Consider the following 26,145-nt stretch of genomic DNA (forward strand, 5'->3'; position numbering starts at 1 on the left):
GCCGGCGACGTCACCCTCCAAAGGCTGAGATCTTGGACAGTTTCCGTCAGCCGAGAACGGAAAGTGTCCAAGATTCACCCTGCCAGCTCTCTCCTGCCCGACCGGCGTCGTCGGCGCTGTCGGATCTGACGCACGAGGGCCAACGTGATCGTCTAGGGTGCGAGCCCGGCCGCCCGGTCCAGCAGCGCCCGGCGCTCGACAGCCGAGGCGACAGTTTCCGCCGCCTGTCGGAACAGTGCCGCGGCGCGCGGTCGGTCACCCTGCCGGGCCACCAGATCGGCCTCCACCGCCACGCCGAGCGGGTGGCCGTCCAGCCCTCCGCCGGCGCGCGCCGCGTCGAGCAGGCCCAACCCGGCGGCCGGCCCGTGTGCGTAGCCGTGCGCGACAGCGCGGTTGAGTGCGATCACCGGTGAGGGCCGGATGCCGGCAAGCGCGTCGTAGGCCCGCGCGATCGTCGGCCAGTCGGTGGATTCGACTGACGTCGCGGTGGCATGGCAGGCGGCGATCCGGGCCTGCCACGCGTACGGTCCGTCGTGGCGTACCCGGTCCAGGGCGGCCAGGCCCTCGGCGATGGCGGCGCGGTCCCACCGGTCGCGGTCCTGCCGCTCCAGGGTGAGCAGGTGGCCGGCGGCGTCGCGACGGGCGTCGCGGCGGGAGTGCTGGAACAGGAACAGCGCGAGCAGCGCGGTCACCTCGGACTGCCCCGGCATCAGCCGGTCGAGCAGCCCGGCCAGCCGGACCGCCTCGTCGGCGAAGGCAGGCTCGCCGTCGGCGACGTAGCCCCTGGTGAACAGCAGGTACAGCACGGCGAGGACGCCGGGCAGCCGTTCGGTAAGCGCCGGCCCGGTCGGCACCCGGTACGGGATGCCGGCTTGCGCGATGCGGGTCCGGGCCCGGGTGAGTCGTCGGGTCATCGTCGACTCGCTGACCAGCAGGAGTCGGGCGATGTCCGCGGTCGGCACGCCGCAGACGGTTCGTAACGTCAACGCCACCCGGGCGTCGAGAGCCAGCGCCGGGTGGCAGCAGGTGAAGATCAGGCGCAGTCGGTCGTCCACCACGTCCTGCGGCGCCTCGGGCTGCTCCGGGGCCGGCGTGAGGAGCGCCAGGTCGTGCAGCTTACGGCGCTCCACTGTGGCTCGGCGCAGCACGTCGAGCGCCCGGTTGCGGGCCACTGTCATGAGCCAGCCACCCGGGTTGACCGGCACACCGTCACCGGGCCAGCGCTCCAGGGCGACGGCCAGCGCATCCTGGGCGCAGTCCTCGGCCAACGCCCAGTCCCCGGTCACCCGGATCAGGGTCGCGACGATCCGGGGGTACGCCTCGACGCCGGCGGCGGCGACGGCCTCCGCCGCCGCCGCGCCGGCCGGTGCCGGGTTGGGCATCGGCCGGCGCTGCGATGTGGACATCTTCGTCAGGCGGGCAGGTCCGCGAACGGGCGCAGTTCCAGTCGCCCCTCGCGGGCCATCGGGTGGGCACGCGCCACCTCGATCGCCTCGTCCAGGTCGGCGCAGTCGAGCAGGTCGAAGCCCACGATCACCTCGGTGGTCTCCGCGAACGGGCCCTCGGAGACGAGCAGCTCACCGTCGCGGACCCGGACGGTGGTGGCCGCGCTGGTCGGCCCCAGCACGTTGCCGGTCAGGCGGCGGCCATGGGAGTCGTTCTCCGCCACCCACGTGTGGATGTCAGGTAGCTCGGTGGGGTCGGTGTCCGGCTCGGTGTCGCTGCACACGAACATCATGTACTTCATCTGGTCGCTCCCTGGTCTCTCGGGGTGTCGCCAGCATGACGATCGACCGACAGCGTTCCGGACACCCTCCCCCGAAAAAACCCTGTCAGTTTCCGTTGGCGGCGCGGCGGCGGGCCTCGCGGGTCTTCATGGCGTGCTCCATCAGCGTGACGAGCACCTCCTTGCTCGACTCGCGCTGCCGGGCGTCGCAGAGCAGCACCGGCACCCCCGGGTCCAGGTTCAACGCGGCCTGCACCTCGTCGAGCCGGTACTTCCGGGAACCCTCGAAGCAGTTCACCGCGACCACGAAGGGAGTGCCCCGGCCCTCGAAGTAGTCGATCGACGGGAAGCAGTCGGCGAGACGGCGGGTGTCGGCAAGCACCACAGCGCCGATGGCGCCCAACGCCAACTCGTCCCAGACGAACCAGAACCGGTCCTGGCCGGGCGTACCGAACAGGTACAGCACCAGGTCGTCGCTGATGGTGATCCGGCCGAAGTCCATCGCCACGGTGGTGGTGGTCTTGCCCTCCACCCCGGACAGGTCGTCGATGCCGACCCCCGACTCCGTCAGCACCTCCTCGGTGCGCAACGGCCGGGTCTCGCTGACGGCGCCGACCATGGTCGTCTTGCCCACGCCGAAGCCGCCAGCGACCAGGATCTTGATCGCGGTGGGCAGTGGGGTCGCTCCCGCCGGCCGGTCAGAGTGCCCGTAGTCCATTGATTACCGCCTCGAAGATGCTGTTGTCGGGAAGGCCGGCCGTGGTCTGCGGCTCGCGTACCTGCACCAGGCTGCGAGCCGCCAAGTCGCCGAGGAGCACCCGGATGGTGCCCACCGGCAGGTCGAGATGAGCGGCGATCTCGGCGACGGACTGTATGCGTTGGCACAGTCCGACGATCGCCAGGTGCTCCGGACCGAGACCAACCTCCGGCGTTACCTCGGCTCGGGTCGCGGTGACCAGGGAGATCAGGTCGAACGTGCCGGTGATCGGTCGGGCCCGCCCGCGAGTCACCGCGTACGGGCGCACCACCGGACCCGCATGGTCATCCACCCACTGATGGTCTGCGGACTCTCCCTGGACCGTCATCACCGCTACCTCTCGCCGGCCGGCTGCTCGGTGCGGGACGGCGACGCGACGTACTTACCGACGCGGGTGACAAGCATCGCCATCTCGTAGGCGATCAGCCCGACGTCGGCGTCCTCACTGGCCAGCACCGCCAGGCAGGCGTTGCGGCCGGCCGCTGTGACGAACAGGAACGACGACTGCATCTCGATGATGGTCTGCTGCACCTGCCCGCCACCGAAGCGCTTACCGGCGCCCCGGGCCAGGCTCTGGATGCCGGCCGCCATCGCGGCGAGGTGCTCGCCGTCGTCCCGGCTCAACCCCTGGGAGGAAGCCATCAACAGACCGTCGGTGGAGAGCGCGACCGCGTGCTCGGCCTGCTTCACCCGGCCCACCAGGTCATCCAGCAACCACGTCAGGTCGGCACTCGAAGCCGTCTTCTGCGCCACTTCGTCGTCCTCTTCTCGCCCGGCTCATGCGCCGTACTCGTCTCGGGCTGACCGTCACTTCGTGCGAAGACCGCGTCCGCGGCGGCCGGTCAGGTAGCGGTGGGGTCCTCGTCAGTTGGCTCGGACGCTTCCGTCGGCGGAGCGCCGGGCGCGCCGCCGAGCAGTCGCGCCGCGTCGGTCCGACCTCGCCGGGTGCCCGTCTGGTACGAGCTCATCATGCGACGCACCTGCTCCGGCGGACGTACGACGTCGTCGTCCTCGGTCTCGGTCTCGGTGGCCGCCGGGTCGTCGCGCAACTCGGGGACGATGTTCGCCTGCCGAACCCGGACCGGCAGGCCCGAGTGGGTTCGGTCGGACTCGGCGCCGGCGGGCACCGGCCCGCCGTGGACAACGGGCTCGACGGCGCTGTCTGCTCGCTGGGAACGGTCGGTGGTGGGCTCGACGGCGTTGTCCGCCCGCCGGGAAGCGTCGACCGCGGGTAGGCCGGTGGGCACCGTGGGGGCCTCCAGGGCGGGTTGTCCCAGACCACGCCGGGCACGGATCGGCAACTCCGGCGTGTCGGTGGCCGGCGTCGTTCGCTGTCGGGTGGGCAGGCTGGCCTCCGCGACGCTCCCGTCGCCCTGCTGCGTCGGGGTGCCGTCCACGGCCAGCGGCGTCTGCTCCGCCGGATCCACGCCCGGTACCCCCGAGCCCGGTACGTGCGGCGCGGTGGCCAGCGCGACCGGCGCGAGGATGGCCGGACGGCTGCTGTTGTCGGCGTCGAGGGCGGCAGTGCCGCTCGCCGTCGACGGCAGCGCGATGGCCGAGGATCCGGCCCGCAAATCGCCGGTGTCCTCCGCGCCCGCGCCCGTCTCGGCGACCAGCTCCCGCGGGATCAGCACGACCGCTGTCGTGCCGCCGTACGCGGATTCCTTGAGCCGGACCCGTACGCCGTGCCGCTCGGTCAGTCGGCTCACCACGTAGAGCCCGAGCCGGGCCGCGTTGGCGAGGTTCAGCTCGGACTGGTCGACGATGCGGTGGTTCGCCGCGGCCAGGTCCTCCTCGCTCATGCCGAGGCCCCGGTCCTCGATCTCCAGGGCGAACCCGTTGGCCACCAACTGACCGCGAACCTCCACCGTGGTGTGCGGTGGCGAGAACGACAGGCCGTTCTCGATCAGCTCGGCGAGCAGGTGGATGATGTCGCCGACCGCGCGGCCGGCGAGCGAGACCGGCCCGAGTGGCAACACGTTGACGCGCGTGTAGTCCTCCACCTCGGCGACCGCGCCGCGCACCACGTCGACCATCGGCACGCTGCGCCGCCACGCCCGGCCCGGGGTGGAGCCGGAGAGCACGATCAGGTTTTCCGCGTTGCGCCGCATCCGGGTGGCCAGGTGGTCGACCCGGAACAGGTCCTCAAGCTCCTCCGCGTCGTGCTCGCGCCGCTCCATCGCGTCGAGCAGGGTGAGCTGGCGGTGCACCAACGCCTGGGTACGTCGGGCCAGGCTGAGGAAGACCTCGCGGACGTTGCGCCGCAGTTCGGCCTGCTCGACGGCGGTACGGATCGCGGTCTCCTGGACCGCGTTGAAGGCCTTGCCGACCTGGCCGATCTCGTCGGTGCCGAATTCCAGGGGTGGCGCCTCGGCGGCCACGTCGACCTCTTCGCCGCGACCGAGCCGCTCGACCACGCCGGGCAGCCGCTCGTTGGCGAGGCGGAAGGCGGCGCCGCGCAGTCGTTCCAGTTGCCGTACCAGGGCGCGGGCGGTGGTGATGGACACGATGATCGACGCGATGACGGCGAGCAGACCGAGGCCGGTGGCCAGCGCCAGACGCACGACGACGCCGATGGCGACCGGGGTGGCCCGGTCGACGACGCCGTCGCCGCCGGCGAGCACGACCGCGCTGATCTCGGTCAGCGCCGGGCCGGTGGTGTCGTTCCACTCCGTCGGGGTGACCACCGGGCGGCCGGCGCCAGCGCCCTGCATGACGTGGGTTTCCAGCACGCCCAGCCGGGTGAAGGTGGCGCCCGTCGACATCGCCTCGTAGCGGCGCTGGTCGCTGGCGGGGAGCCGGACCAGCGCCGAGGAGGCGGCGAACTGTCGGGCGCCGACGATCCGGGTGAACTCCGCCCGCTCGGCCGTGGTGATCCGCCCGGCGGCCAGCACACCGGCCAGCAGCGCGTCCTCCTGGGACAGCAGCTCCCGGGACCGGTTCAGGCCGATCAGCGCGGCGGTGTCCTCGGCGACCTGATCGTCGTCGAGGTTGCCGAGCGCGTCGTACACCCGGTAGATCGACTCGATCACTCCGGTGAAGGTCGCGATGGCCCCGGCCCGGTCGATGCTCCGCTCGTCGACCGCCGTGCGGGTCTTGTCCAGCTCGTCCAGGCCGGTGACGAGAGCCTCGATCCGCTGGTGGAGGGCGTCGCTGCCCAGCGTGCCGACCTGCCAGTCCTCGGTGGACCTGGTGAACCTCGCGGCCAACTCGTCGGTGCGCTGCCGCAGTTCGGCAAGCGTGGCGCGCTGCGCCTCGTCGGGTCGGCCGAGGTAGGTCAGCGACGCTCGACGCTCCGACTGCAACTGCAACAGCAGCGGCTCGGTGGGATCGAAGACCTTGCTGTCCAGCGTCTGCACACCGAGCAGGTTGACCCCGTCCCGGACGGTGACCCAGGCCGTGAAGCCCCAGAGCGCGACGAGCGAGACGAGTAGAGCAACAACCTTGGTACGCAGATTCGTACTGCGGGAACCCATTACACCGTCCCTGGCGCGGCCTGTGTGAGTGTTCAGTCAGTAATGCGTCGTGCACGCATCGACCCCGGCGCACGCTAGCAGCGTCCGGGGCCAATGCTCAAGCGCCGCAGATCATGTGACTGCCGTACGGGGTCGCCGTTGTGGCCGGTCCAGGTCGCTGACCAGGTCGGATCTGGCCATTGCCAATTGCCGCACGGCGAGTACGGCCGACCGGACGATCAGCACGGGCCCGTAGAGATCTTTGTCATGCCACAGTGGAGGGTGCTCGTGCTGATCGTCCACTTCGGTGAGATGACGCAACCCGCGGCCGATCGCCTCCACCACCCCCGGTCGCGCCGGTCGACGCACCCCGAGCAGCACGTGCAGGGCGTACGCGGTCTCCTCCGCGGTGCCCGCCCAGCGCCCCCAGGCCCCGTCGGCCCGTTGGGTCGCGACCAACCAGTCGACGGCGCGGTCCACCGCCGATCCGGCGATGTCGGCCGGCGCGTACCGGTCGAGGGCGGTCACCGCGCACGAGGTGGCGTAGTACGGCGACGCGTGCCAGCGGTCGGTCCAGGAACCGTCGGGCTGTTGCTCGTCGCGTAGCCACCCGGCCAACGCCGCCACCCGGCCGGCGTGGCGGCTCGCCCCCGCCGACGTGTGCCGGGCATGCCAGCCGAGCGCCTCCAGCACGTGCGCGTTCGTGGTGACCGACCGACCGTCCTCCCCCTGCCAGGTGCAGAAGTGGGTGCCGAGGTCGAAGTGGTCAAGGCTCGCCGGGTCCACCGGGTGACCGAGGCGGGCGAGGGCGTAGAGGGTGACCGAGGTGGTGTCCGCGTCGGCCGGTAGCCCCGGCCCGGTCGACGCGCCCTGCGGCCCGAGCGCGGCGACCAGCTCGGCGATGAGCTTCGGCGCGGGCCGGACCGGCACCTCCGCGCGGGCCAGATTGCTCAGCGTCCAGGCCCGCTCGAAGACGGTGATCGGCGTGCAGCAGGGCACGGGCCCGTCGAGCGGACCGACAGCCGCCCGCAGGTAGGCAAGCGCCGCCGGGTCGGCGCCGGGCGCCGCCGGGTCGCCGACCCAGGCGGCGGTCGCTGCCGGCGACGCGCCGATGGCCCCGGCGACCGGGGCGACGCCGGCGTGCCGGTACGCGACCGGCCCGAGCACCTCGAAGGCGTGCACGAGTTTCTGCGGCACCGGACGTCCGCTCGCCAGCAGCGCGTGTACCGCGTCGAGCCGCCGCTGGTCGACGCCGGGCAGGGCCGCGAGCCCGTCGGCGAACCGCCGATCGCCGCGTGCGGCGAAGAACGCGAGGTGGTCGTTGATCCGCCGCACGAGGGCCGGCACGATGAGGTCGGCCGCCGGTGTGTCCGGGAGCGGCGTGCCCCGGCCGAGCCACTCGGCGAGCACACCCCACCCGCGGCCGGCCGCGGTGGCCAGCCCGTTCGGGCCGGCGACCGGGCTGCCCCGCAGCGTGCCGAGCAGCGCCTCCACAGCGCTCGCCGTCGGCACCACGGCGTACCCGCCGGCGCCACCCCAACCGCCGTCGGGGCGCTGGGCGTCCAGCAGATACCGCAGCCGTCGGTCGTGACCGGTGAGCCACGGCGCGTCGGCGACGACCCGGCCGGTCTCGTACACCGAGGGGGTGACCCGGCCCGCCGGGTCGAGCACCATGGCGGCGAGCAGTTCCCGGACCGACGCGGCCACCGCCGACTCGTTGCGGGCACCGGCGGCCGGTACGGCGGTCACGACACGCCCCAGAAGTCGGTCGAGCGGTAGAAGCCCGAGCTGAAGCCGATCTGCCGGGCGAGGTAGTCGGCCGGCACCGGGCAGGTGACGCGCAGCGGGTCGAGCAGCTCGCGGGCGTGCGCCACCAGGTCGGTGATCCGGCGCTCCACGTCGGCCCGCTCCGGCACCAACATCAACGCGTTGAGGTCCCCCCACCGCTTGTCGCGTTCGTAGCTGGCCAGGTCGTTGACGAGTCGGAGGATCCGCTGCACCTGGTCACTGGCCGCGACGAGCGCGTCGAGGTGGGCCAGCGTGGCGGGGTCGTCGGAGTGGATCCAGTGCGCGACGTTGACGACGGTGCAGGCGAGATTCGCCGCATTGGCCAGGTACTCGTCGAGGGTGGGCGGCACGCCGTCGCCGGCGGCCTGCTTCCAGTCCCACTCCCGCGCCATGGCGTCGAACATCGTCCGCAACTCGGTGCGCCACACCACCCCGTGGGTCGCGTACGCCGGCACGGCGGCCAGCTCGTCCCGCAACTCGGCGAGAAAACGCCCCAGCGGGTCGTCGGCCGCCGGTCGCCCGCCCTCGGCCACCGCGAGGCAGCCCGCCGTCAACCGGTCGATCTCGTCCCGGGTGCGCGCCTCGTGGTCGACGAGCCAGTCGACAGCGAAGCCCCAGAGCACGGCCCGGTTCGTGACGCGCAACTGGTCGTGGTCACACCAGGGCGCCCCGAACGCGATCGCCATCGCGACGTTGCCGAACAGCGCCGGGTCGAACGGTCGCGCCGGGAAGAGATCGGGGTACGCCGCGGCGCGCTCGGCCAGGTCACGCTGGCCCTTCGCGGCGAGGGCACAGATCCGACCCTGCTCGGCGGCAAGCACCATCTGGTCGCCGCCGGTCTCCGGCGGCGACGCGAGCCCGGTGGTCATGCGGAGACGCTCCGCACCGGCCGCAGGGTCACCTCGACACGCTCAAGGGGGCGCAGCGCGGCTGCCACCTTGATTCCGGGCAGGGCCTGCCGTTGCAGGCTGAACCGGAACCGGCTCAGCACCGTGGCCACGATCAGCATGGCTTCCAGATAGAAGAGGTGCATGCCGATGCACTGGTGCGGGCCGCCGCCGAAGGGGAAGTGCGCGTACCGGTGCCGGTGTCGGACCTGCTCCGGATCGAAGCGGTCGGGGTCGAAGACCTCGGGCCGGTCCCAGAACGCGGACATCCGGTGGGTGATCAGCGGGCTGACCACGAGCGTCGCGCCGGCCTCGATCCGGACGCCGCCGATCACGTCGGCCTGCACCGCCCGGCGCGGGAAGAGCCACCCGATGGGATAGAGCCGCAGCAGTTCGTCGAGCACCTGGCGGGTGTAGCGCAGCTCGCGCAGGTGCTCGCGTCGCACCGGCGCGTCACCGACCACCCGGTCGATCTCCTCGTACAGTCGCTCGGCGATCTGCTCGTCCTGCGCGATGTGCGGCCAGAGCCAGGTCAGCACGCTGATCGTCGTCTCGGTCGTGGTGGCGACCATGGAGACGGTGTCGTTGCGGACCTGTCGCTCGTCGAGCCGCCCACCCGACTCGGTGCGACCCCGCCACAACGTGGAGATGATGTCGTCGCCGTCGGTGTCGGCCGTCTCCCGGGCCGCCCGGACGATCGGGAGCAGGGTGTCGTCGATGAGTTGGACGGCGTTGCGGAACGCGCGGTCGCCGGGCATCGGCATGGCCAGCGGCGCCCACGGCACCATCAGCCGCGGCATCACCGACCAGGCGATGGCGTCCTGCGCCTCCATGATGCGCATCGCCTGCGGCACCGAGATCTTGTCGGCGAAGAAGACCCGCATGATCGCCGAGCAGACGATCTGGGCCTGCACGGTGCCCATGTCGACGGGCCGGCCGGCGCGGGCCGGCTCGTCCAGGTCGTCGACGGCGTCTTCGATCGCCTCGGCCAGCCGGTCCACCAGGGAGTCGACCCGCCGAGCGGTGAACAGCGGCTGGAGCACGTGGCGGCTGTTCTTCCAGTAGTCGCCGTCGCTGAGGATGCCGTCGCCGAACAACCGCTTCAGCGGACGCCACTGGAGTCCGTCGCCGGCGCGGACGTAGTTGTCGGACTTCTCGCGCAGAACCCGCTGCAGGTGCTCCGGCCGGGTGACCAGGTAGGGCCGAAACGCGCCGAGGCTGAGCTTCACCACCTCGCCCTGTGACCGCTCGCCCATCTCGACAAGGGTGCGGGCCGGGTCGCGGAACAGATTGGGCACCACGTGGCGGAGCGGGACCGAGCCCGCTCGTCGTGGCTGAACCGGCACTGTGTGAGGTGCTACCACGGGAACCGACACTCCCTTATGGATACTCGGAGTCGCGGAACGACTATGCGCAGTTAGATATTCGTGGAGCATGCCACCGCTCGGCCGCCTTCATCTAGGCGCACTACGTGAAATTTTCACGCGCAAGCATTACGTCACCGCAGGATCGGTGCGCTGGGAAGTGCGCATACCACGGATCCCGCAGGTGGCGGCAATCTTGACCATCAGTCGGCATGGGGGATCTTCGATAGTGATGAACATCACTCATTGACGACCGGTCTGGCCGCCCGACCGAGGGCCGGCTCCGCCTCGCCCGCGCGACACCCCGCCGTGCCGACCCGGCGGAACGACCGAATCCGGGCGACGCCCGGCCCCCTGTGCCAGGCTCTTGTCATGGACGACAAGACCATCCTGAACCGGATCACCGAGCTGGTCGACGAGGAACACAAGCTACGAGCGGATGCCCAGGCCCACGAGTCGGGCACTGAGGGCGAGGCCAGCGAACGGCTGCGCGCCCTGGAGGAGTCCCTGGACCAGTGCTGGGACCTCCTGCGCCGCAGGCGGGCCGCCCGGGACACCCACGGCGACCCGGACGCGCAGGGCGAGCGACCCAAGCCCGAGGTGGAGCGCTACCTCCAGTAACCGCGGCGGGTCGGGCGGCCCGGCCGCCCGACCCGCGCCGATCAGCGCAGCCCCGCCTCGCGCAGCAACTCTCCGGTCAACGTGCCCGGGTCGACCTGCTCGGCGGGCAGGCCGCGGGCCGCGAACCAGGTGCCGACCACCCGCACGTCACGGGCCAGGAACTCCGGCCCCTGCGGGTTCGCCACCACGTCGACCACCTGCGGGAGGTCGATCACCACCAGTCGCCCCTGGTGCACGAGCAGGTTGTACGGCGACAGGTCGCCGTGCGCGTAGCCGGCCCGGGCCAGCACCCGCAGCGCCTCCACCAGCTGGGCCCACAGGTCGCGCAGCTCGGCCGGGCCGGGTCGCAGCTGGGCCAGCCGGGGCGCCGCCTCCCCCGACTCGGCGTCCCCGACGAACTCCAGCATCAGCTCGGTGCCCCGCAGCTGCACCGGGTACGGCACGGCGATCCGGTCGTGCCCGGCGCTGATCTCCCAGAGCCGGGCCAGGGCGGAGAACTCGGCGGCGGCCCACTGCCCGGCGATCATCTGCCGGCCGAACGCCGTCCGACCCTCCATGGCCCGGTTCTCCCGGGAGCGGCGCACCCGGCGGCCCTCCAGATAGCCGGCGTCCCGGTGGAACATCCGGTGCTCGGGGTCGCGGTAACGCTTGACCGCCAGCAGACACGACCGGTCGGTGTCGGGCACGGCCCGGCGGACCAGGTGGACGTCCGCCTCCTTGCCGGTCTTCAGCACACCCAACTCGGTGTCCTTGGCGGCCAACTCGGTGACCAGCCAGCCGGGGTGCGGCTGGGGACCGTGGACGGCGTCATCCCAGGACGACCAGCGCTCGCCGGTGTCCGGGTCACTGTCGCTGTCCGGGTCTGCGGGCGGCTCGGTGTGCCGCCCGCGCTTCAGAAACCGCGGTTCGTCGTCGTCGAAGCGGCTCTTGCCGCGGCTCCGGCGCTCAAGCGCCGGAAGGTCGTGATCGCGCACTGTGGTGAGGTTCCCTTGGTCGAGGCTGAAAAAGGCGGCTGGAAGCGACCTGCGAAGACGGCCATGACCGACCTCCTTTTTCCTCGACCGGGCACACGCCCGGGTTGCACCATGCGCCGACAATGCTCGCCGCGGCGGGTCAGCCGGTCAACCGAATTACCGCAGGCCCACGCCAACGCGGGCGCGCGGGGAGCCGACGCGGGCGCGCGGGGATCAGCGGGCGAGAATGGTGGCGACCGCGGCGATCAGGCCGTCCGCGGTGCGGCTTGGCGCGAACCGGACGTCCGACCAGGTGCGCCCCCGGTGCAGCCAGACGCTGGGCAGCCCGACCGCGGCGGCGCCACCGATGTCCGCCTCCGGGCTGTCGCCGACCACCCAGGCGCCGCGCAGCGGCATCCGTACCCGCTGGGCGGCGAGCGCGAAGATCCGCGGGTTGGGCTTGCTGACCCCGGCCTCCTCGGAGATCACCCAGTCCGCGACGTAGCGGTCCAGGCCGGTCCGGCGAATCTTGGCGTCGTCGACACGTACCGTGCCGTTGCAGACCACCACCGGCACCCAGCCGGCGTCGTCGGCGATCCGCAGCGCGCAGGCGGTCAGCGGGTCGAGCCGGGTCTGCTCCACCACCCCGTCGTGCAGCTCCTCCACCAGGTCGATCGAGGGAATGCGCAGCTCGTAGCGGTCCCGGATGGCGTCGGCGAGATCCCAACGGTCGGTCAACCCGTCGGCGTCGATCGAGATCAGCCAGTCGATGTCGGTGGGGGGCGCGCCGATGCCGTCCAGGAAGCGCTCACCCCAGCGGCGGAACGGCCCGGCCCGGTCCAGCAGGGTGTTGTCCAGGTCCAGCAGGAGCAGTGGCACTCGGGCACCCTACGGGACCTACGTGTCCGCCAACAGATGCAGCGGGTACCGACCTGACGATGTGCTCAGCCGGACATTGACGACCGAGGGCCGCCCTGGTCCGCGAGCCGGTCGGCGAGCATCGAGTGGGCCGACCGGGTGGCCGCGAGCACCGTCGGGTCCAGTGTCGCCACCAGCACCGCCGTGCCGTCGTCGGCGCCCCGGGCCAGCACCCGCCCCTGCGGGTCGTAGATCGCCGCGCCGCCGTTGAACCGCCACGGGTCGACGCCGCCGACCGCGTTGGCGAAGACCACGAACATCGTGTTGTCCAGGGCTCGCGCGGCGTAGTACAGGTCCCGGCGGTGCTCGGAGCCGGCCAGGTAACCGCTGGGGCACAGGTAACCGTGTGCGCCGTCGAGGGCGGCGGCCCGGCCGTGCTCGGGGAAACAGCCGTCGTAGCAGATGCCGAGGCCGAGCCGCCAGTCGTCGACGAGCAGCGTGGCGCCCCGGTCGCCGGCGACGAACAGCTCGCGCTCGTCGCCCCACAGCTGCTGCTTGTCGTAGCCGACCCGGACCGCGCCGGCCCGGTCGACCACCAGAGCGGCGATGGTCCGCCGGCCGTCCGGGTGCCGGGCGGCGGCGCCGACCAGCACTGTGACGCCGGCCTCGCGCGCCGCGGCGCGCAGCGGGTCGAGCCGGGGATCCGCGACGCCACCGGCCGGATCGGCCGTGACGTCCGTGCCGGCCGGGTCGGCGGCGAGGGTCGGCGGGTGGTACGCGCAGAGGAACAGCTCCGGCAGCACGGCCACCCGGGCGCCCAGGTCGGCGGCTCGGCGAACCAGGTCGGCGGCGGCGACCGCGTTTCCGGCGACGTCTCCCGGTGTGGGCGTGGCCTGGATGGCGGCCACTGTCAGCGGGGCGGTGGGCACGGTGCGGGGCAGGGTCACCGGGCGATGGTAGTCGGCGACATTCCAAGCCGTACGTACGGTTTGCGTGCCCCGGGGGTGACCTGCGACGATCGACGCGTGCCCAGAGTAAGCCAGGACCAGCTCGACGCGCGCCGGCAGGAGATCCTCGCCGCCGCCCGGGCGTGTTTCGCCCGTCTCGGCTACGAGGGAGCAACCGTACGCCGCCTGGAGGAGGCCACCGGCCTGTCCCGCGGCGCGATCTTCCACCACTTCCGCGACAAGGACTCACTCTTCCTGGCCGTCGCCGAGGACGATGCCGCGGCCATGGTGGAGACGGTGGCCCGAAACGGTCTGGTGCAGGTGATGCGCGACCTGCTCGCCCGCGCCGTCTCCCCCGACACCACCGGCTGGCTGGGCAGCCAACTGGAGGTCTCCCGCCGGCTGCGCACCGACCCGGCGTTCGCCAAGCGCTGGGCCGAGCGGTCCGCCGCGATCGCCGAGGCGACCCGCGACCGGTTGGCCCGCCAGCGCGACGCCGGGGTGCTGCGCGAGGACGTCCCGATCGACGTGCTGGCCCAGTTCCTGGAGCTGGCCTACGACGGCCTGGTGCTGCACCTGGCGATGGGCCGACCGGCCGGCGACCTGGGCCCGGTGCTCGACCTGGTCGAGGAGGCCGTGCGCCGCCGTTGACCGTCGGAGGCACCTGTCCGCCGACCGTGGCGAGGCTGCTCCACAATGGGGCCGCCGATCCCTCCGGCGACAGGAGCAGTCGATGATCGTCAACGCCGCGTCCGGTGACACCTGGGGCATCCCCGGCCCGACCTTCCTCCGGTTCTACCTCGTGGCGGCCGTCGTGGTGGTGGCGGTCGCGGTGGCCTACCGGATCCGTCTGGCGGCCGGGTCGAACGTTGCCATGACCGCCGATCCGCTGGGGCCGCAGCAGGTCGCGTACCTCAACGGCGGCCCCCGACTCGCCGTACACGCCGCACTCGGCGGCCTGCGCGGCAGCGGCGCGATCGGCGTGCGACCGGACCGTCGGCTGACCACCGTCGGGTCCGCGCCGACCGGGCTCACCCCACTGGACGAGGCCATTCACTGGGCCGCGCACAAGCACGCCCGGGTCGGGGACCTGCCGCAGGACGACCGCGTCCGCGTCGCGCTGCACCAGATCCGCTACGGCCTGGAGCAGCGCGGGCTGCTGACGGACGACGCGCAGCGCGCGCGGGCCCGCTTCTGGACCACGATCCTGATCGCCCTGCTGGGCCTCGGCGTGCTCCGGCTCTTCTCCGGTCTGTTCAGCGGTCGCCCGGTCGGTTACCTGCTGCTGACCCTGGTGGCGCTCCTGATCGTCACGCTGGTGCTGCGCCGGGCGCCAGTGCTCACCCGGGCCGGTCGGTCCGCGGTGCGCGACATCCGCCGTCAGCACACCCACCTCGCACCCGCCTCCGCGCCGGCCTACGCCACCTACGGGGCGGCCGGCGCGGCGATGGGCGTGGCCCTGTACGGCACCGCCTCGCTCTGGGCGCTCGACCCGGGCTTCGCCGAGCAGGCCGAGATCCAGCGCCAGGCCATGGGCAACGGCGGCTGGACGGGAGGCTCCGACGGGTCGAGCGGCGGGGGCGGCGACAGCTCCGGCGGTGGCAGCTCCTGCGGTGGCAGCTCCTGCGGCGGCGGCGGGTGCGGCGGCGGCGGGTGCGGCGGATGACCGGCCCGTCCGGCGTGGGCATCGGTTGGCGGCCGGAGATCGCCGGCTTCGTGGCCGACCTGCCCGGGCTGCGCTTCGTCGAGGTGGTGGCCGAGGCGGTGTCCGGGTCCGGGCCGCTCCCACCCGGCCTGGCCCAGCTGCGGGAGCGCGCGGTCACCGTCGTACCGCACGGGGTGCGGCTCTCCCTCGGCGGCGCCGAGCCGGTCGACCCGGCCCGGGTCGCCCACCTGGCCGCGGTCGCGCACCGTGTTGACGCGCCGCTGGTCAGCGAGCACATCGCGTTCGTCCGAGCGGGCGGCCTGGAGGCGGGGCACCTGCTGCCGCTGCCGCGTAGCCGGGAGGCGGTCGCCGCGGTCTGCGCCAACGTGGCCCGGGCACAGGCCGAGCTGCCGGTGCCGATCGCGCTGGAACCGATCGCCGCGCTGATCGACTGGCCCGACGACGAGTTGGACGAGGCGGACTTCCTCACCGAGATCCTCGACCGGACCGGGGCGCTGCTGCTGCTGGACGTGGCGAACGTGCACGCCAACGCCCGCAACCGGGGCACCGATCCACTGGCGTTGCTGGACCGGCTGCCGTTGGAGCGGGTCGCGTACGCCCACGTGGCCGGGGGCGCGGAGCACGGCGGTTTCTACCACGACACCCACACCGATCCGGTGCCGGCAGTGGTGCTGGAGCTGGTCGAGGCGCTCTGCGCCCGACGGCGACCACCGGCGCTGCTGTTGGAACGCGACGGTCACTACCCGCCGGCCGCCGAGCTGCGCGCCGAACTGGACGCCCTGGCCGCGACCGCGGGCTTCCCGGTCGTGACGTGACGGGCACCGATCCCCACGCCGGACTCGCCGAGCGGCAGGCGGAGCTGGTCGCGGCGCTGGTCGCCGGCGGACCCCCACCACCGGGGTTCGCACCGGCCCCGATGGCCGCCGCCCGGGCGGCCCTGCTGCGCAAACGTGCCGGCGAGGTGGCCCGACACTGGCCGCTGCTCGCCGCCGGCCTCGGTGCCAGGTGGACGACGACCTTCGCCGACTGGGCAGCGCGGCGACCGACCGCCGGGTCACTGCGCGACGGCTGGGACCTGGCGCGGGCGCTACACGGAGAACGGGCGCTGCCGCCGGTGGCCGCCGAGGAGTTGGCCGTCCGGGAGGCGCGCCTGCGCTACGACGGGCAGGGGGCGCCGCGGCCGCGCCGGTTGCCGGCGGTGGGCCGCGCGGGCGGCGCCGTCGCGGTGCAGGTCGCCGGCCGGGTACGCCTGCTGCGCCCCGCCCCGCGCCCACCCACCCTTGGTGGCGACGGTGTGCCGGATGCGGCAGGATCGGCGTTATGGATCTCGGACTGACCGACCGCGTGTACGTCCTCACCGGCGCCTCCCGTGGCCTGGGTTACGCGACCGCGCAGTGCCTGGTCGCGGACGGGGCGCGGGTGGTGCTCTCGGCCCGCGACCCGGATGCCGTGGCCGCCGCCGTGGAGCGGCTGGGCGGCCCCGCGCATGCCGTCGGGCTGACCGCCGACCTGGCCGACCCGGAGACCCCGGGGCAACTCGTCGCCGCCGCCCAGGAGCACTTCGGCCGGCTCGACGGCGCGCTGATCTCGGTTGGCGGGCCACCGCCGGGCAACGCCGCGGCGATCAGCGACGAGCAGTGGCGGCTCTCCTTCGAGACGGTCTTCCTGGGCACCATCCGGGCGGTCCGCACGGTGGCCGACGCACTGCCCGAGGGCGGCGCGATCGGGCTGGTGCTCTCCACCTCGGCGCGTGGCCCGGTGCCCGGTCTCGGCATCTCCAACGGTCTGCGGCCCGGCCTGGTCGGCGCCGCGAAGGACATCTCCGACGACTACGGCCCGCGCGGGGTCCGGGTGGTCGGCCTGCTGCCCGGCCGGATCATGACCGATCGCAACCGGGAGCTCTTCGGGGCGACCGGCGACCCGGAGCGGGCCCGTGCCGAGGCGGAGGCCGGCATCCCGCTGCGTCGGGTCGGCGACCCCGCCGAGTTCGGCCGGGTGGCCGCGTTCGTGCTCTCCCCCGCCGCGAGCTACCTGACCGGGATCACAGTGCCGGTCGACGGCGGCGCGCTCCGCGGGCTGTGACGCCCGACCCGGTCCGTCCCTCCGGCGGCGTCCGGCATCCCCGGCCGACCCGCGCGGACCTGGCGGCGGCCGCGGACCGGACCATCCCCGACGTGCTCGCGCCGGGGCTGGCGGTGCTCTTCGTCGGGATCAACCCGGGCCTCTGGTCGGCCGCCACGGGCTGGCACTTCGCCCGCCCCGGCAACCGGTTCTGGCCGGCGCTGCACCGGGGCGGGTTCACCCCTCGGCTGCTGCACCCGAGCGAGCAGGGCGACCTGCCCGCCCTCGGCCTCGGCATCACCAACATGGCCGCCCGGGCCAGCGCCCGCGCGGACGAGCTGAGCAGCGCGGAACTCCTCGACGGGGCCGCGATCCTCACCGACAAGGTGGCCCGGTACCGGCCGCGCTGGGTGGCCGTGGTGGGGGTGACCGCGTACCGGATCGGTTTCCAACGGCCGAAGGCCACCTTCGGGCCGCAACCGGAGTCGTTGGCCGGGGCGCGGCTGTGGGTGCTGCCCAACCCGAGCGGCCTGAACGCGCACTTCACGCCGGTCACGCTGGGCGCCGCGTTCGCCGAGTTGCGGGTGGCGACCTCACTACCCGCACGGTCCTGATCAACTCGGGCTCACGGAAATCGGGCTGTCGACGCGACGAGGACAGCCCGGCTTTCCGGAACCCGCGTCGAGCACGCCAGTCAGTTGGCGGCGGCGGGCGGCAGCACCTCGTCGGCGCGGTAGGTGCCCAGCGGCATGACCACCGGCTCGGGGCCGGTCGCGTCGACGAACGGGGTGGGCGAGTCGGCGACCGCGAACTGGGTGCGGTACAGCTCGGCGTAGAGCCCGCCGACAGCGACCAGCTCGTCGTGACGCCCGCGCTCGACGATCCGCCCGCCGTCGAGCACGAGGATCTGGTCGGCGTCGCGGACGGTGGAGAGCCGGTGCGCGATCACCAGGGCGGTACGCCCGGCCAGCGCCACCGACAGCGCCCGCTGCACCGCTGCCTCGCTCTCCGAATCCAGGTGTGCGGTCGCCTCGTCGAGGATCACGATCGACGGGGCCTTGAGCAGCAGCCGGGCGATGGCGATGCGCTGCTTCTCGCCGCCGGAGAAGCGGTAGCCGCGCTCCCCGACCGTGGTGTCCAGCCCGTCGGGCAGCGACCGGACGAGGTCGGCGACCTGCGCGCCGGCGAGCGCCGCCCAGATCTCGTCGTCGGTGGCGTCCGGCTTGGCGTAGCGCAGGTTCTCGGCGATCGTCTCGTGGAACAGGTGCGAATCCTGGGTGACGACGCCGATCTCGTCGCGCAGGGAGGCGAGGGTCGCGTCCCGCACGTCGACCCCACCGACAAGAACCTGCCCGTCGGTGACGTCGTAGATGCGGGAGATGAGCATGGACAGCGTCGACTTGCCGGCGCCGGACGGGCCGACGAGGGCGACCATCTGCCCCGGCTCGACGCTGAACGAGACCCCCTTGAGCACCGGCTCGTTGACTGTGCGGTCCAGAGTGGCGACCTCCTCCAGGGAGGCGAGGGAGATCTCGGCGGCACTCGGGTAGCGGAACCGGACGTCGCGGAAGTCGACCCGGCCGGTGCCCCGGGGCACCGGCACCGCGTCCGGCTTCTCGACGATGCCGGGCTTGAGGTCGAGCACCTCGAAGACCCGGTCGAACGAGACAAGCGCGCTCATCACGTCCACCCGGACGTTGGAGAGCGCGGTGAGCGGCCCGTACAGCCGCGTGAGCAGCAGCGCGAGGGTCACCACGGTGCCCGCGCTGACGCCGCCGGTGACGGCGAGCCAACCGCCGAGGCCGTAGGTGAGCGCCTGCGCCAGGGAGGCGACAAGCAGCATCGCCACGAAGAACGTGCGGGAGTACATGGCGGACTGGATGCCGATGTCGCGGACCCGCTCGGCCCGGCCGGCGAACCGGCGGGCCTCGATCTCGGGCTGGCCGAAGAGCTTCACCAGCAGCGCGCCGGCGACCCCGAACCGCTCGGTCATCGTCGCGTTCATCTTGGCGTCGAGGTTGTACGACTCGCGGGTGATGTCGGCCAGCCGCCGACCGACCCGGCGGGCCGGGATGATAAAGATCGGTAGCAGCACCAGCGAGAGCGCGGTGATCTGCCAGGAGAGGGTGAACATCACCGCCGCGGTGAGCACGAGTTGGATGACGTTGCTGACCACGCCGGACAACGTCGAGGTGAACGCGCGCTGGGCGCCGAGCACGTCGTTGTTGAGCCGGCTGACCAGGGCGCCGGTCTGGGTACGCGTGAAGAACTGCAACGGCATCCGCTGCACGTGGTCGTAGACCCGGGTGCGCAGGTTGAAGATGATGCCCTCGCCGATCCGGGCCGAGTACCACCGTTGGGCCAGCGAGAGGAGCGCGTCGGCGACCGCCAGCGCGGCGATGACCAGGGCCAGCCGCACCACGAGCCGGCCGGCCTCGGCGCCGCCCCGGTTGATCGCGTTGATGACGTCGCCGGCGAGCACCGGTGTGGCCACGCCGATGACGGCGGCCAGGACCACGGTGACCAGGAAGACGACGATGTCGCGCCGATAGGGCTGGGCGAAGGCCACGATGCGCCGGGCGACCCCGCGCTTGAGCCGGTGCGTGGAGACCTCGTCGCTGTTGCGCATCGACCGGAGCATGCTCCACCCGACCATGCCACCGCCGGACATCGGGTTGGACATCGCTCACCTCCGGGTCGTCGGGCGGACTGCTCCGTCAGGCCAATTCTCCCGACGACTGTGACAACCTCGGTCGTAACCCGGATCTTCCCGTCCGGTCCTTACCTATTCTCCCCGGCCAGCCAGATCGCGCAGTCGGCGGGTCTGTGCCTCCCGCTCGGCGCGCTGCTGGTCGGCGTGCGACCGGCCGGCCGCGCCCGCCAACAGGGCCTTGATCTCCACCACCGCGTCGCGGGCGCCGGCGAGCAGCCCCGCGGTCAGGTCCTGGACCGCGCCATCCAGCTCGGCCGGTGGCACCACCAGGGTCGCCAGCCCGATCCGGTCCGCCTCGGCGGCGTCCAACCGGCGGCCGGTCGCGCAGATCTCCAGCGCCCGCGCGTAGCCGACAAGCTCCACGAGGCGCTTCGTGCCGGCCAGGTCGGGCACCAGGCCGAGGGTCACCTCAGCCATCGACAGCTTCGCGTCCGTGGCCAGCACTCGCAGATCGCACGCCAGCGCGAGCTGGAAGCCGGCACCGATCGCGTGGCCCTGCACGGCCGCGACGGAGATGACGTCCGGCCGGTGCAGCCAGGTGAAGCCCGCCTGGAGTTCCGCGATGCGCGCGGCGCACTCCTGCTCGGGCAGCGTGGCCAGCTCCGCGAAGGAGCCGGGGCCGGAAGCGCCAGCCACCGCGAGGTCGAGGCCGGCGGAGAACGCACGCCCCTCGCCCCGGACCACCACCACCCGCACGTCGCCGGGCAGCTCGCGGGAGAAGTCGCTCATCGCCCGCCACATCGCGGGCGTCTGAGCATTGAGCACGTCGGGCCGGCACAACGTCACCGTGGCGACCGGCCCGTCGCAGGTCAACCGAACCCCGGTCGCCTCGGTGGTCACCGGGCGGTCCGGGGTGTGGCGCTGGTCGACGACGCGGGGAGGCGGGTCACGCCTTCTTGCGGCGCCGGGCACCGCCGCGCTGACGCAGCTGCACCCCTGACTCGGTGAGCACTCGGTGGATGAACCCGTAGGAACGGCCGGTCGAGGCCGCCAACGCGCGGATGCTCTCCCCCGACGTGTACCGCTTTACCAGGTCCTTGGCGAGCGTCTGACGCTCGGCTCCGATGATCCGGCGACCCTTCTCAGTGCTGGTGGCTGTGCCAGTGGCTGCCATGCTGTGTCCTCACGTCCCAGACTGTGCGGTTCGGATACGGTCCCACCTATTAGACCGCCTCGAACGATCATGCGCCAGATATCAACTCTTCGCCAACCGACACGCTATGCAATGTCAGCTTCCCGATAGAGTGATCCTGGCAATCGACCCCGGCGTGGTGTCCGTGCGTACCACCTCCGTGTGCTGGCGGCTGGCGGCGACCCGTAGCCTTCGCTCGTGATCGACCTGCTGGGCACCGCGGCCGGAGCGGCAGTGGTCTTCGCCGCCACCGACATCGACGACATCGTCATCCTGACCCTGTTCTTCGTCGCGGCCCGCACCACCGGGCGGCCCCGACCCTGGCACATTGTCGCCGGCCAATACCTCGGCATCGGCGCGCTCGCGCTGGCCAGCGCGGTGGTCGCGGCCGGCCTGCTGGTGGTGCCGGACCCGTGGACGGGGCTGCTCGGGCTGCTGCCGATCGCGCTGGGCCTGCGCGCGCTACGGGGCTCCGACGACGACGAGACCCCCACCGTCGTCACCGGCATGCTCGGGGTGGCCGGGGTGACGATCGCCAACGGCGCCGACAACGTGGCCGTCTACGTACCCGTCTTCCGGACCCTCGGCGTCACCGACAGCGCGATCTTCCTGCTGCTGTTCGTGCTGCTGATCGCCCTGTGGTGCGCCGCCGCCGCCTGGCTGGGCGGGCACCCTCGCGTGGTCCGGCTGGTCGAGCGCGCGGGCCACTGGCTGGTACCGGCGATCTTCGTCGGCGTCGGGGTGGTGATCCTGGTCAGCTCCGGTGTGCTGGGTCGGCTCGTCGACCTGCTCGGCTGACGACGACCCGCCGGAGACGCCGGTCAGGCCAGCTCGACCAGCTCGAGCAGGTCGTCGCTCCAGGCGTCCTCGTCACCGTCGGGCAGCAGGATCGCGCGGTCCGGCTTGAGCGCGAGCACCGCCCCCGGGTCGTGGGTGACAAGGACGATCGCGCCCGGATAGTTGGCGATGGCGTCGAGCACCTGCTCCCGGCTGACCGGGTCGAGGTTGTTCGTCGGCTCGTCGAGCAGCAGCACGTTGGCGCCGGAACAGACAAGGGTGGACAGGGCCAGCCGGGTCTTCTCACCACCGGAGAGCACCCCGGCCGGCTTGTTCACGTCGTCCCCGGAGAAGAGGAACGCGCCGAGGATCTTGCGCAGGTCGGTGTCGGACTGCTCGACGGCGGCGGCGCGCATGTTCTCCAGTACGGTCCGCTCCACGTCCAGCGTCTCGTGCTCCTGGGCGTAGTAGCCCAGCCGCAGGCCGTGACCCGCGTGCACCTCGCCGGTGTCCGGGGTGAGGAGCCCGCCGAGCATCCGCAGCAGGGTGGTCTTGCCGGCGCCGTTGAGCCCGAGGATGGCCACCCGGGAGCCCCGGTCGACCGCGACGTTGACGTCGGTGAAGATCTCCAGCGAGCCGTACGACTTGGACAGGCCGGTCGCGGTGAGCGGGGTCTTGCCACACGGCGCGGGGCTGGGGAAACGCACCTTGGCCACCCGGTCGGCGACCCGCACCTCCTCCAGGCCCGAGATCAGCTTCTCGGCGCGGCGGGCCATGTTCTGGGCGGCCACGGTCTTGGTGGCCTTGGCCCGCATCTTGTCGGCCTGCGCCATCAACGCGCCGGCCTTCTTCTCCGCGTTGGCCCGCTCCCGACGGCGACGCCGCTCGTCGGTCTCGCGCGCCTCCAGGTACGCCTTCCAGCCCAGGTTGTACACGTCGACAACGGATCGGGTGGCGTCGAGGAACCAGACCTTGTTGACCACCGACTCCAGCAGCGCGCCGTCGTGGGAGATCACGATCAGGCCGCCCTTGTGGTTGGCGAGGAAGCCGCGCAACCAGGTGATCGAGTCGGCGTCGAGGTGGTTGGTCGGCTCGTCGAGCAACAGGATGCCGCCGCCGTTCTCGCCCGCGTCGCGGAACAGGATCCGGGCCAGCTCGATGCGCCGGCGCTGACCGCCGGAGAGGGTGCCGATGGTCTGTGCGAGCGCCCGGTCGGGCAGACCGAGGTTGGCGCAGATCCGGGCGGCCTCGGCCTCGGCCGCGTACCCACCCAGGGCGGCGAACTGGTCCTCCAGCGCGCCGTAGCGGCGGACCAGCTTGTCGCTGGCGTCCTCGGCGAGTTGGGCCTCGATCTCCTGCATCTGCGACATCAGCACGTCCAGGCCACGCGCCGAGAGCACCCGGTCGCGGCCGGTCACCTCGAGGTCGCCGGTGCGCGGGTCCTGCGGGAGGTAGCCGATGGCGCTGCGTGTGTCGATCTGACCGGCGTACGGCTGTCCCTCGCCGGCGAGCACCTTCAGCGTGGTGGTCTTCCCGGCGCCGTTGCGACCGACCAGGCCGATCCGGTCACCCGGCTGCACGCGCAGGGTGGTGTCGGACAGCAGGATCCGGGAACCGGCACGCAGTTCCAGGCCGGTGGCTGTGATCATGTTTTCGGGCTCGCTCTCGGGGTCTGGAAGGCTGACTCGGGGCACGCGAAACGGCCGGCGGGCTCAAGGGGCCCGACGGCGCGGGGCGGTTCAGCCTTCGCAGCGCAGCACCCGACAAGTGTACCGGGCGCTCCACGGCGGCCCGCTCGGATTACCAATCAAGATCATCGGGTACCGGAACGCCTGTCCGGACCCGTCCGGCACCGAAGCGACTAAACGACACATAGAAGACATTCACCGGCATACGGCGATCGGGGTCAGCATGGAACTCAACGAGCGGGCCGAGCTCGACACCTCCCAGGCCAACGACCTGGGTCGGGGTGGCGGCGGGTCGGGCGGCGGCATCGGCATCCCCATCCCGGGCGGCGGCGGCCGGGGCGGCATCATCGGCATCGTGGTGGCCGTACTCGTCGCCCTGCTCGGCGGCGGGTTCGGTCTCAACGCCATGACCAACGGCGACGAGGGCGGCCAGGCCGGGGGTGGCGACCTGGATCAGGTGTGCGGCACCGCGAACCCCGACCGCCTCGACGACGCGCGCTGCCGCAACCTGCTCTACGTCAACAGCATCCAGGCCTACTGGCAGAAGGCGTACCCGGAGCTGGGCGACGGGAAGTACGAGCCGACCGACACCAACTTCTTCCAGGCCGCCGTGAACACCGGTTGCGGGCAGGCCGACTCGGGTGTCGGCCCGTTCTACTGCCCCGCCGACAAGCAGGTCTACATCGACCTGAGCTTCTACGACGAGCTGGCCACCCGGTTCGGCGCCAAGGGTGAGTTCGCCCAGCCGTACGTGCTCGCCCACGAGTACGGCCACCACATCCAGAACCTGCTCGGCACCAACGCCAAGGCCGGCCAGGGCGACCAGAGTGGCCCCCGCTCCGCCTCGGTGCGACTGGAGTTGCAGGCCGACTGCTACGCCGGCGCCTGGGCCAAGCACGCCACCGAGAGCAAGGACAAGACCGGCCAGGAGCCGCTGTTCACGTCGATCACCGAGGCCGACATCAGCCAGGCCGTCGACACCGCCGAGGCGATCGGCGACGACAGCATCCAGGAGCGCTCCGGCGGCCGGGTCAACCCGGACCAGTTCACCCACGGCACGTCCGAGCAGCGCAAGCGCTGGTTCACCAGGGGCTACGACGGGGGCGACCCGAAGACCTGCGACACCTTCGGCACCGACCAGCTCTGACCTGAACCGACCTGACCCGCCCCGTCAGCGCCGACCGCGCTGGCGGGGCGGTCGTCGCGCAGGGGCGTGTGTCACAGCCCTCGGCTCGACGCTGTGACACACGCCCTAGTCGAGCCGGGAGACCTGGTAGTGCTCGATCAGCCAGTCGTCGTCGATCCGCCGCACGATCACGCCGAGGTGCACGGTCAGGGTGGGGCGGTCGATGAAGCCGAACCGCACCTCCAGATAGCCGAGGACCAGGTCGTCGGCGAGTCGGCGGGCCTCCCGGATGTCGTACGCGGCGGTCAGGCCGAGCGGCTGGGCGGCGTAGTACGCGGCGACCCCGGTCCGGCCCACTGTGTACGGGTGCAACCCCTGGAAGATCGCGTCCTCGGTGAAGCACGCCGCGACACGCTCCGGCTCGTGGGCGTCGACCGCCGACTTCCACCGGTCGAGGACGGTACGCAGGATCTGGGCTTCGGACATGGTGGTCTCCCTACTGGCGGCGCGGGTCACCGGGGCGGCTGGCCCGGGTCGTTCGGGTGCGGTGTCAACGGCGTGACGCTCTCCCGCCGCCAGGCCCGTAGCGGCATCGACGCGAGCACCGCGTCCAGGGCGTCGGCGTCGTCGGCCTCGAAGAGCCCCCACGTACGCCACTCCCCCGGCCCCAGCGGGGGTCGCCACAGTCGCAGGAGACTGCCCTGCGTCGCCAGCGCGGCCGACCGCGCCGCCTCACGCGCACGCATCGCGGCGACCTCGTCCTCCGACGTGCCCTCCGGCACCGTCGTCACCATGTCCACCAGAAACTCCACCTGCCCATCCTCCGACCGTCGGCACGGCGGCAGGTCAGGAACCGCGTTTTGCGTGGCGGCCGTCTCCTCAGCCGACCGGCGCCGGGTCGCGCGGTCGGATGTGCACCGCGCGGGCCGCGCTCGCCGCCCTCAGCCCACCGGCGCCGGGTCGCGCAGCCGGATGTGCACCGCGCGGGCCGCGGTCGCCGCCGCGACGAGCACGGCGTGCCGGGGCTCCGGCACATCGAGCAGCCGCTCCGCGCGCAGCGGCACGAGCGGGGCCAACCGCCGGTCGGCCAGCACCGTGTCCACCGCCCGCCGGTCCCCGCCGCAGACCACAGCGGTCAGCGTCGCCACCGCCGGCAGGAGCAGGCGTACGGCCAGGTCCGCCGCATCAGCCATCGCCGCCTTGGCCTGGTTGTCACGCCGCCGGGCGAACCGCTGCTGTGACCACCCGCCCGCGGCGGTGCGCCCCTGCACGTAGCGGCTGTCCACCTTGGAGACCACCAGGTCGCCTCCCTCGGCCACGCCGACGGCCACCGCGCCCTTGCGGGCCAGCAGCAGGCCGATCCGGCGGGGCGCGACGGCGGCGGCCACGAACCCGGCGACGTCGTCGCTGGCCGGCGCCCCGGGTGGGGCGTACAGCTCGGCAGTCGCCCCGTCGTCGGCGGTGAGCAGCAGCCCGTACTCCCGCGGGGTGGCGGTGTGCGGGCCGTGCCGGTCGGCGAAGCCCTCGACCCAGCGGCCGACGCGGGCCGGATCGACCTCCACCCACCGGCCGCCCCCGGCTGCGGGTCGACTGGTCATTGCCCGACCGTACGGCACGCCGGGCCCG

Annotated in this window: 28 protein-coding genes; 9 read left to right on the forward strand and 19 right to left on the reverse strand. The window is 72.6% G+C overall.

Annotated features, from left to right (window positions below):
• Positions 1 to 152: 152 nt before the first annotated feature.
• The 9 genes from ACQPWW_RS24175 to ACQPWW_RS24215 form a co-directional block, all read right to left on the reverse strand.
• The gene (locus ACQPWW_RS24175) at positions 153 to 1,406 is read right to left on the reverse strand and encodes an RNA polymerase sigma factor (protein WP_433125747.1); all 1,254 of its coding nucleotides are present in this window, start codon (positions 1,404 to 1,406) and stop codon (positions 153 to 155) included.
• A 5-nt stretch (positions 1,407 to 1,411) separates the two neighbouring features.
• Positions 1,412 to 1,738 carry a YciI family protein gene (locus tag ACQPWW_RS24180; RefSeq protein ID WP_433134530.1) on the reverse strand — a complete coding sequence of 109 codons (327 nt, stop codon included), beginning with the start codon at positions 1,736 to 1,738 and terminating at the stop codon, positions 1,412 to 1,414.
• 94 nt (positions 1,739 to 1,832) lie between these two features.
• Positions 1,833 to 2,444, reverse strand: a complete 612-nt coding sequence (locus ACQPWW_RS24185) for a GTP-binding protein (RefSeq protein ID WP_357248744.1) — start codon at positions 2,442 to 2,444, stop codon at positions 1,833 to 1,835.
• On the reverse strand, positions 2,425 to 2,811 hold the full coding sequence (locus ACQPWW_RS24190) for a DUF742 domain-containing protein (protein WP_433125749.1): 387 nt from the start codon (positions 2,809 to 2,811) through the stop codon (positions 2,425 to 2,427). The genes ACQPWW_RS24185 and ACQPWW_RS24190 overlap by 20 nt, the downstream gene beginning before the upstream one ends.
• 5 nt (positions 2,812 to 2,816) lie before the next feature.
• Positions 2,817 to 3,236 carry a roadblock/LC7 domain-containing protein gene (locus tag ACQPWW_RS24195; RefSeq protein WP_355032793.1) on the reverse strand — a complete coding sequence of 140 codons (420 nt, stop codon included), beginning with the start codon at positions 3,234 to 3,236 and terminating at the stop codon, positions 2,817 to 2,819.
• Between the two features lie 89 nt (positions 3,237 to 3,325).
• The gene (locus ACQPWW_RS24200) at positions 3,326 to 5,959 is read right to left on the reverse strand and encodes a nitrate- and nitrite sensing domain-containing protein (protein WP_433125751.1); all 2,634 of its coding nucleotides are present in this window, start codon (positions 5,957 to 5,959) and stop codon (positions 3,326 to 3,328) included.
• A gap of 111 nt (positions 5,960 to 6,070) precedes the next feature.
• Positions 6,071 to 7,687, reverse strand: coding sequence for a prenyltransferase (locus ACQPWW_RS24205; protein ID WP_433125752.1), 1,617 nt, complete (start codon positions 7,685 to 7,687; stop codon positions 6,071 to 6,073).
• Positions 7,684 to 8,595 (reverse strand): terpene synthase family protein, encoded by a 912-nt coding sequence (locus ACQPWW_RS24210; protein ID WP_433125753.1) that lies wholly within the window; start codon positions 8,593 to 8,595, stop codon positions 7,684 to 7,686. The genes ACQPWW_RS24205 and ACQPWW_RS24210 overlap by 4 nt, the downstream gene beginning before the upstream one ends.
• Positions 8,592 to 9,869 (reverse strand): cytochrome P450, encoded by a 1,278-nt coding sequence (locus ACQPWW_RS24215; protein WP_433134532.1) that lies wholly within the window; start codon positions 9,867 to 9,869, stop codon positions 8,592 to 8,594. The genes ACQPWW_RS24210 and ACQPWW_RS24215 overlap by 4 nt, the downstream gene beginning before the upstream one ends.
• A gap of 480 nt (positions 9,870 to 10,349) precedes the next feature.
• Between ACQPWW_RS24215 and ACQPWW_RS24220 the strand changes: the two genes are divergently transcribed.
• Entirely contained in the window at positions 10,350 to 10,598 is a 249-nt protein-coding gene (locus ACQPWW_RS24220; RefSeq protein ID WP_110567885.1) for a DUF2630 family protein, read from the forward strand.
• 41 nt (positions 10,599 to 10,639) lie between these two features.
• On the opposite strand, the gene ACQPWW_RS24225 is transcribed toward ACQPWW_RS24220, so the two are convergent.
• The 3 genes from ACQPWW_RS24225 to ACQPWW_RS24235 form a co-directional block, all read right to left on the reverse strand.
• Complete coding sequence (locus tag ACQPWW_RS24225; RefSeq protein WP_433125755.1) at positions 10,640 to 11,572, reverse strand: serine protein kinase RIO; 933 nt, start codon at positions 11,570 to 11,572, stop codon at positions 10,640 to 10,642.
• A gap of 213 nt (positions 11,573 to 11,785) precedes the next feature.
• Positions 11,786 to 12,430, reverse strand: coding sequence for an HAD family hydrolase (locus ACQPWW_RS24230; RefSeq protein ID WP_433125756.1), 645 nt, complete (start codon positions 12,428 to 12,430; stop codon positions 11,786 to 11,788).
• 65 nt (positions 12,431 to 12,495) lie between these two features.
• Entirely contained in the window at positions 12,496 to 13,356 is an 861-nt protein-coding gene (locus ACQPWW_RS24235) for a carbon-nitrogen hydrolase family protein (RefSeq protein WP_433125757.1), read from the reverse strand.
• A gap of 78 nt (positions 13,357 to 13,434) precedes the next feature.
• On the opposite strand from ACQPWW_RS24235, the gene ACQPWW_RS24240 reads away from it, so the two are divergent.
• The 6 genes from ACQPWW_RS24240 to mug all read left to right on the forward strand — a co-directional run bounded on the left by ACQPWW_RS24240 (position 13,435) and on the right by mug (position 17,697).
• Positions 13,435 to 14,007, forward strand: a complete 573-nt coding sequence (locus ACQPWW_RS24240) for a TetR/AcrR family transcriptional regulator (RefSeq protein ID WP_234591495.1) — start codon at positions 13,435 to 13,437, stop codon at positions 14,005 to 14,007.
• Between the two features lie 82 nt (positions 14,008 to 14,089).
• A complete protein-coding gene (locus ACQPWW_RS24245) occupies positions 14,090 to 15,022 on the forward strand; it encodes a TIGR04222 domain-containing membrane protein (RefSeq protein ID WP_433125758.1) in 933 nt (310 codons plus the stop codon).
• Entirely contained in the window at positions 15,019 to 15,837 is an 819-nt protein-coding gene (locus ACQPWW_RS24250) for a DUF692 domain-containing protein (RefSeq protein ID WP_433125760.1), read from the forward strand. Before ACQPWW_RS24245 ends, ACQPWW_RS24250 begins: the two co-directional genes overlap by 4 nt.
• On the forward strand, positions 15,834 to 16,358 hold the full coding sequence (locus ACQPWW_RS24255; protein WP_433125761.1) for a hypothetical protein: 525 nt from the start codon (positions 15,834 to 15,836) through the stop codon (positions 16,356 to 16,358). Before ACQPWW_RS24250 ends, ACQPWW_RS24255 begins: the two co-directional genes overlap by 4 nt.
• Positions 16,343 to 17,104, forward strand: coding sequence for an SDR family oxidoreductase (locus ACQPWW_RS24260; protein ID WP_433125762.1), 762 nt, complete (start codon positions 16,343 to 16,345; stop codon positions 17,102 to 17,104). The genes ACQPWW_RS24255 and ACQPWW_RS24260 overlap by 16 nt, the downstream gene beginning before the upstream one ends.
• On the forward strand, positions 17,101 to 17,697 hold the full coding sequence (gene mug / locus ACQPWW_RS24265) for a G/U mismatch-specific DNA glycosylase (RefSeq protein WP_433125763.1): 597 nt from the start codon (positions 17,101 to 17,103) through the stop codon (positions 17,695 to 17,697). Before ACQPWW_RS24260 ends, mug begins: the two co-directional genes overlap by 4 nt.
• An 80-nt stretch (positions 17,698 to 17,777) precedes the next feature.
• On the opposite strand, the gene ACQPWW_RS24270 is transcribed toward mug, so the two are convergent.
• From ACQPWW_RS24270 to ACQPWW_RS24280, 3 genes are all read right to left on the reverse strand, one after another.
• Positions 17,778 to 19,754, reverse strand: a complete 1,977-nt coding sequence (locus ACQPWW_RS24270) for an ABC transporter ATP-binding protein (protein ID WP_433134534.1) — start codon at positions 19,752 to 19,754, stop codon at positions 17,778 to 17,780.
• 114 nt (positions 19,755 to 19,868) lie between these two features.
• Positions 19,869 to 20,636 carry an enoyl-CoA hydratase/isomerase family protein gene (locus tag ACQPWW_RS24275; protein WP_433125764.1) on the reverse strand — a complete coding sequence of 256 codons (768 nt, stop codon included), beginning with the start codon at positions 20,634 to 20,636 and terminating at the stop codon, positions 19,869 to 19,871.
• A gap of 46 nt (positions 20,637 to 20,682) precedes the next feature.
• Positions 20,683 to 20,910, reverse strand: coding sequence for a helix-turn-helix domain-containing protein (locus ACQPWW_RS24280; protein ID WP_074312753.1), 228 nt, complete (start codon positions 20,908 to 20,910; stop codon positions 20,683 to 20,685).
• A gap of 216 nt (positions 20,911 to 21,126) precedes the next feature.
• Here ACQPWW_RS24280 and ACQPWW_RS24285 point away from each other — a divergent pair, with 216 nt between their 5' ends.
• Entirely contained in the window at positions 21,127 to 21,726 is a 600-nt protein-coding gene (locus ACQPWW_RS24285) for a cadmium resistance transporter (protein ID WP_433125765.1), read from the forward strand.
• A 23-nt stretch (positions 21,727 to 21,749) separates the two neighbouring features.
• Here ACQPWW_RS24285 and ACQPWW_RS24290 read toward each other — a convergent pair whose 3' ends face one another.
• Positions 21,750 to 23,354 (reverse strand): ABC-F family ATP-binding cassette domain-containing protein, encoded by a 1,605-nt coding sequence (locus tag ACQPWW_RS24290; protein ID WP_433125766.1) that lies wholly within the window; start codon positions 23,352 to 23,354, stop codon positions 21,750 to 21,752.
• A 262-nt stretch (positions 23,355 to 23,616) separates the two neighbouring features.
• On the opposite strand from ACQPWW_RS24290, the gene ypfJ reads away from it, so the two are divergent.
• A complete protein-coding gene (ypfJ, locus tag ACQPWW_RS24295) occupies positions 23,617 to 24,540 on the forward strand; it encodes a KPN_02809 family neutral zinc metallopeptidase (protein ID WP_433125768.1) in 924 nt (307 codons plus the stop codon).
• A gap of 105 nt (positions 24,541 to 24,645) precedes the next feature.
• Here the strand turns inward: ypfJ and ACQPWW_RS24300 are convergent, their stop codons facing one another.
• From ACQPWW_RS24300 to ACQPWW_RS24310, 3 genes are all read right to left on the reverse strand, one after another.
• Positions 24,646 to 25,005 carry an SgcJ/EcaC family oxidoreductase gene (locus tag ACQPWW_RS24300; protein ID WP_433125770.1) on the reverse strand — a complete coding sequence of 120 codons (360 nt, stop codon included), beginning with the start codon at positions 25,003 to 25,005 and terminating at the stop codon, positions 24,646 to 24,648.
• Between the two features lie 26 nt (positions 25,006 to 25,031).
• Positions 25,032 to 25,331, reverse strand: a complete 300-nt coding sequence (locus tag ACQPWW_RS24305) for a muconolactone Delta-isomerase family protein (RefSeq protein WP_433125772.1) — start codon at positions 25,329 to 25,331, stop codon at positions 25,032 to 25,034.
• Between the two features lie 129 nt (positions 25,332 to 25,460).
• Positions 25,461 to 26,117: an acVLRF1 family peptidyl-tRNA hydrolase gene (locus ACQPWW_RS24310; RefSeq protein WP_433125774.1), complete on the reverse strand. Its 657-nt coding sequence runs from the start codon at positions 26,115 to 26,117 to the stop codon at positions 25,461 to 25,463.
• Between the last annotated feature and the right edge of the window lie 28 nt (positions 26,118 to 26,145).

This window comes from Micromonospora sp. CA-240977 (genome assembly GCF_050942285.1).
In the GTDB taxonomy this organism is placed as follows: domain Bacteria; phylum Actinomycetota; class Actinomycetes; order Mycobacteriales; family Micromonosporaceae; genus Micromonospora.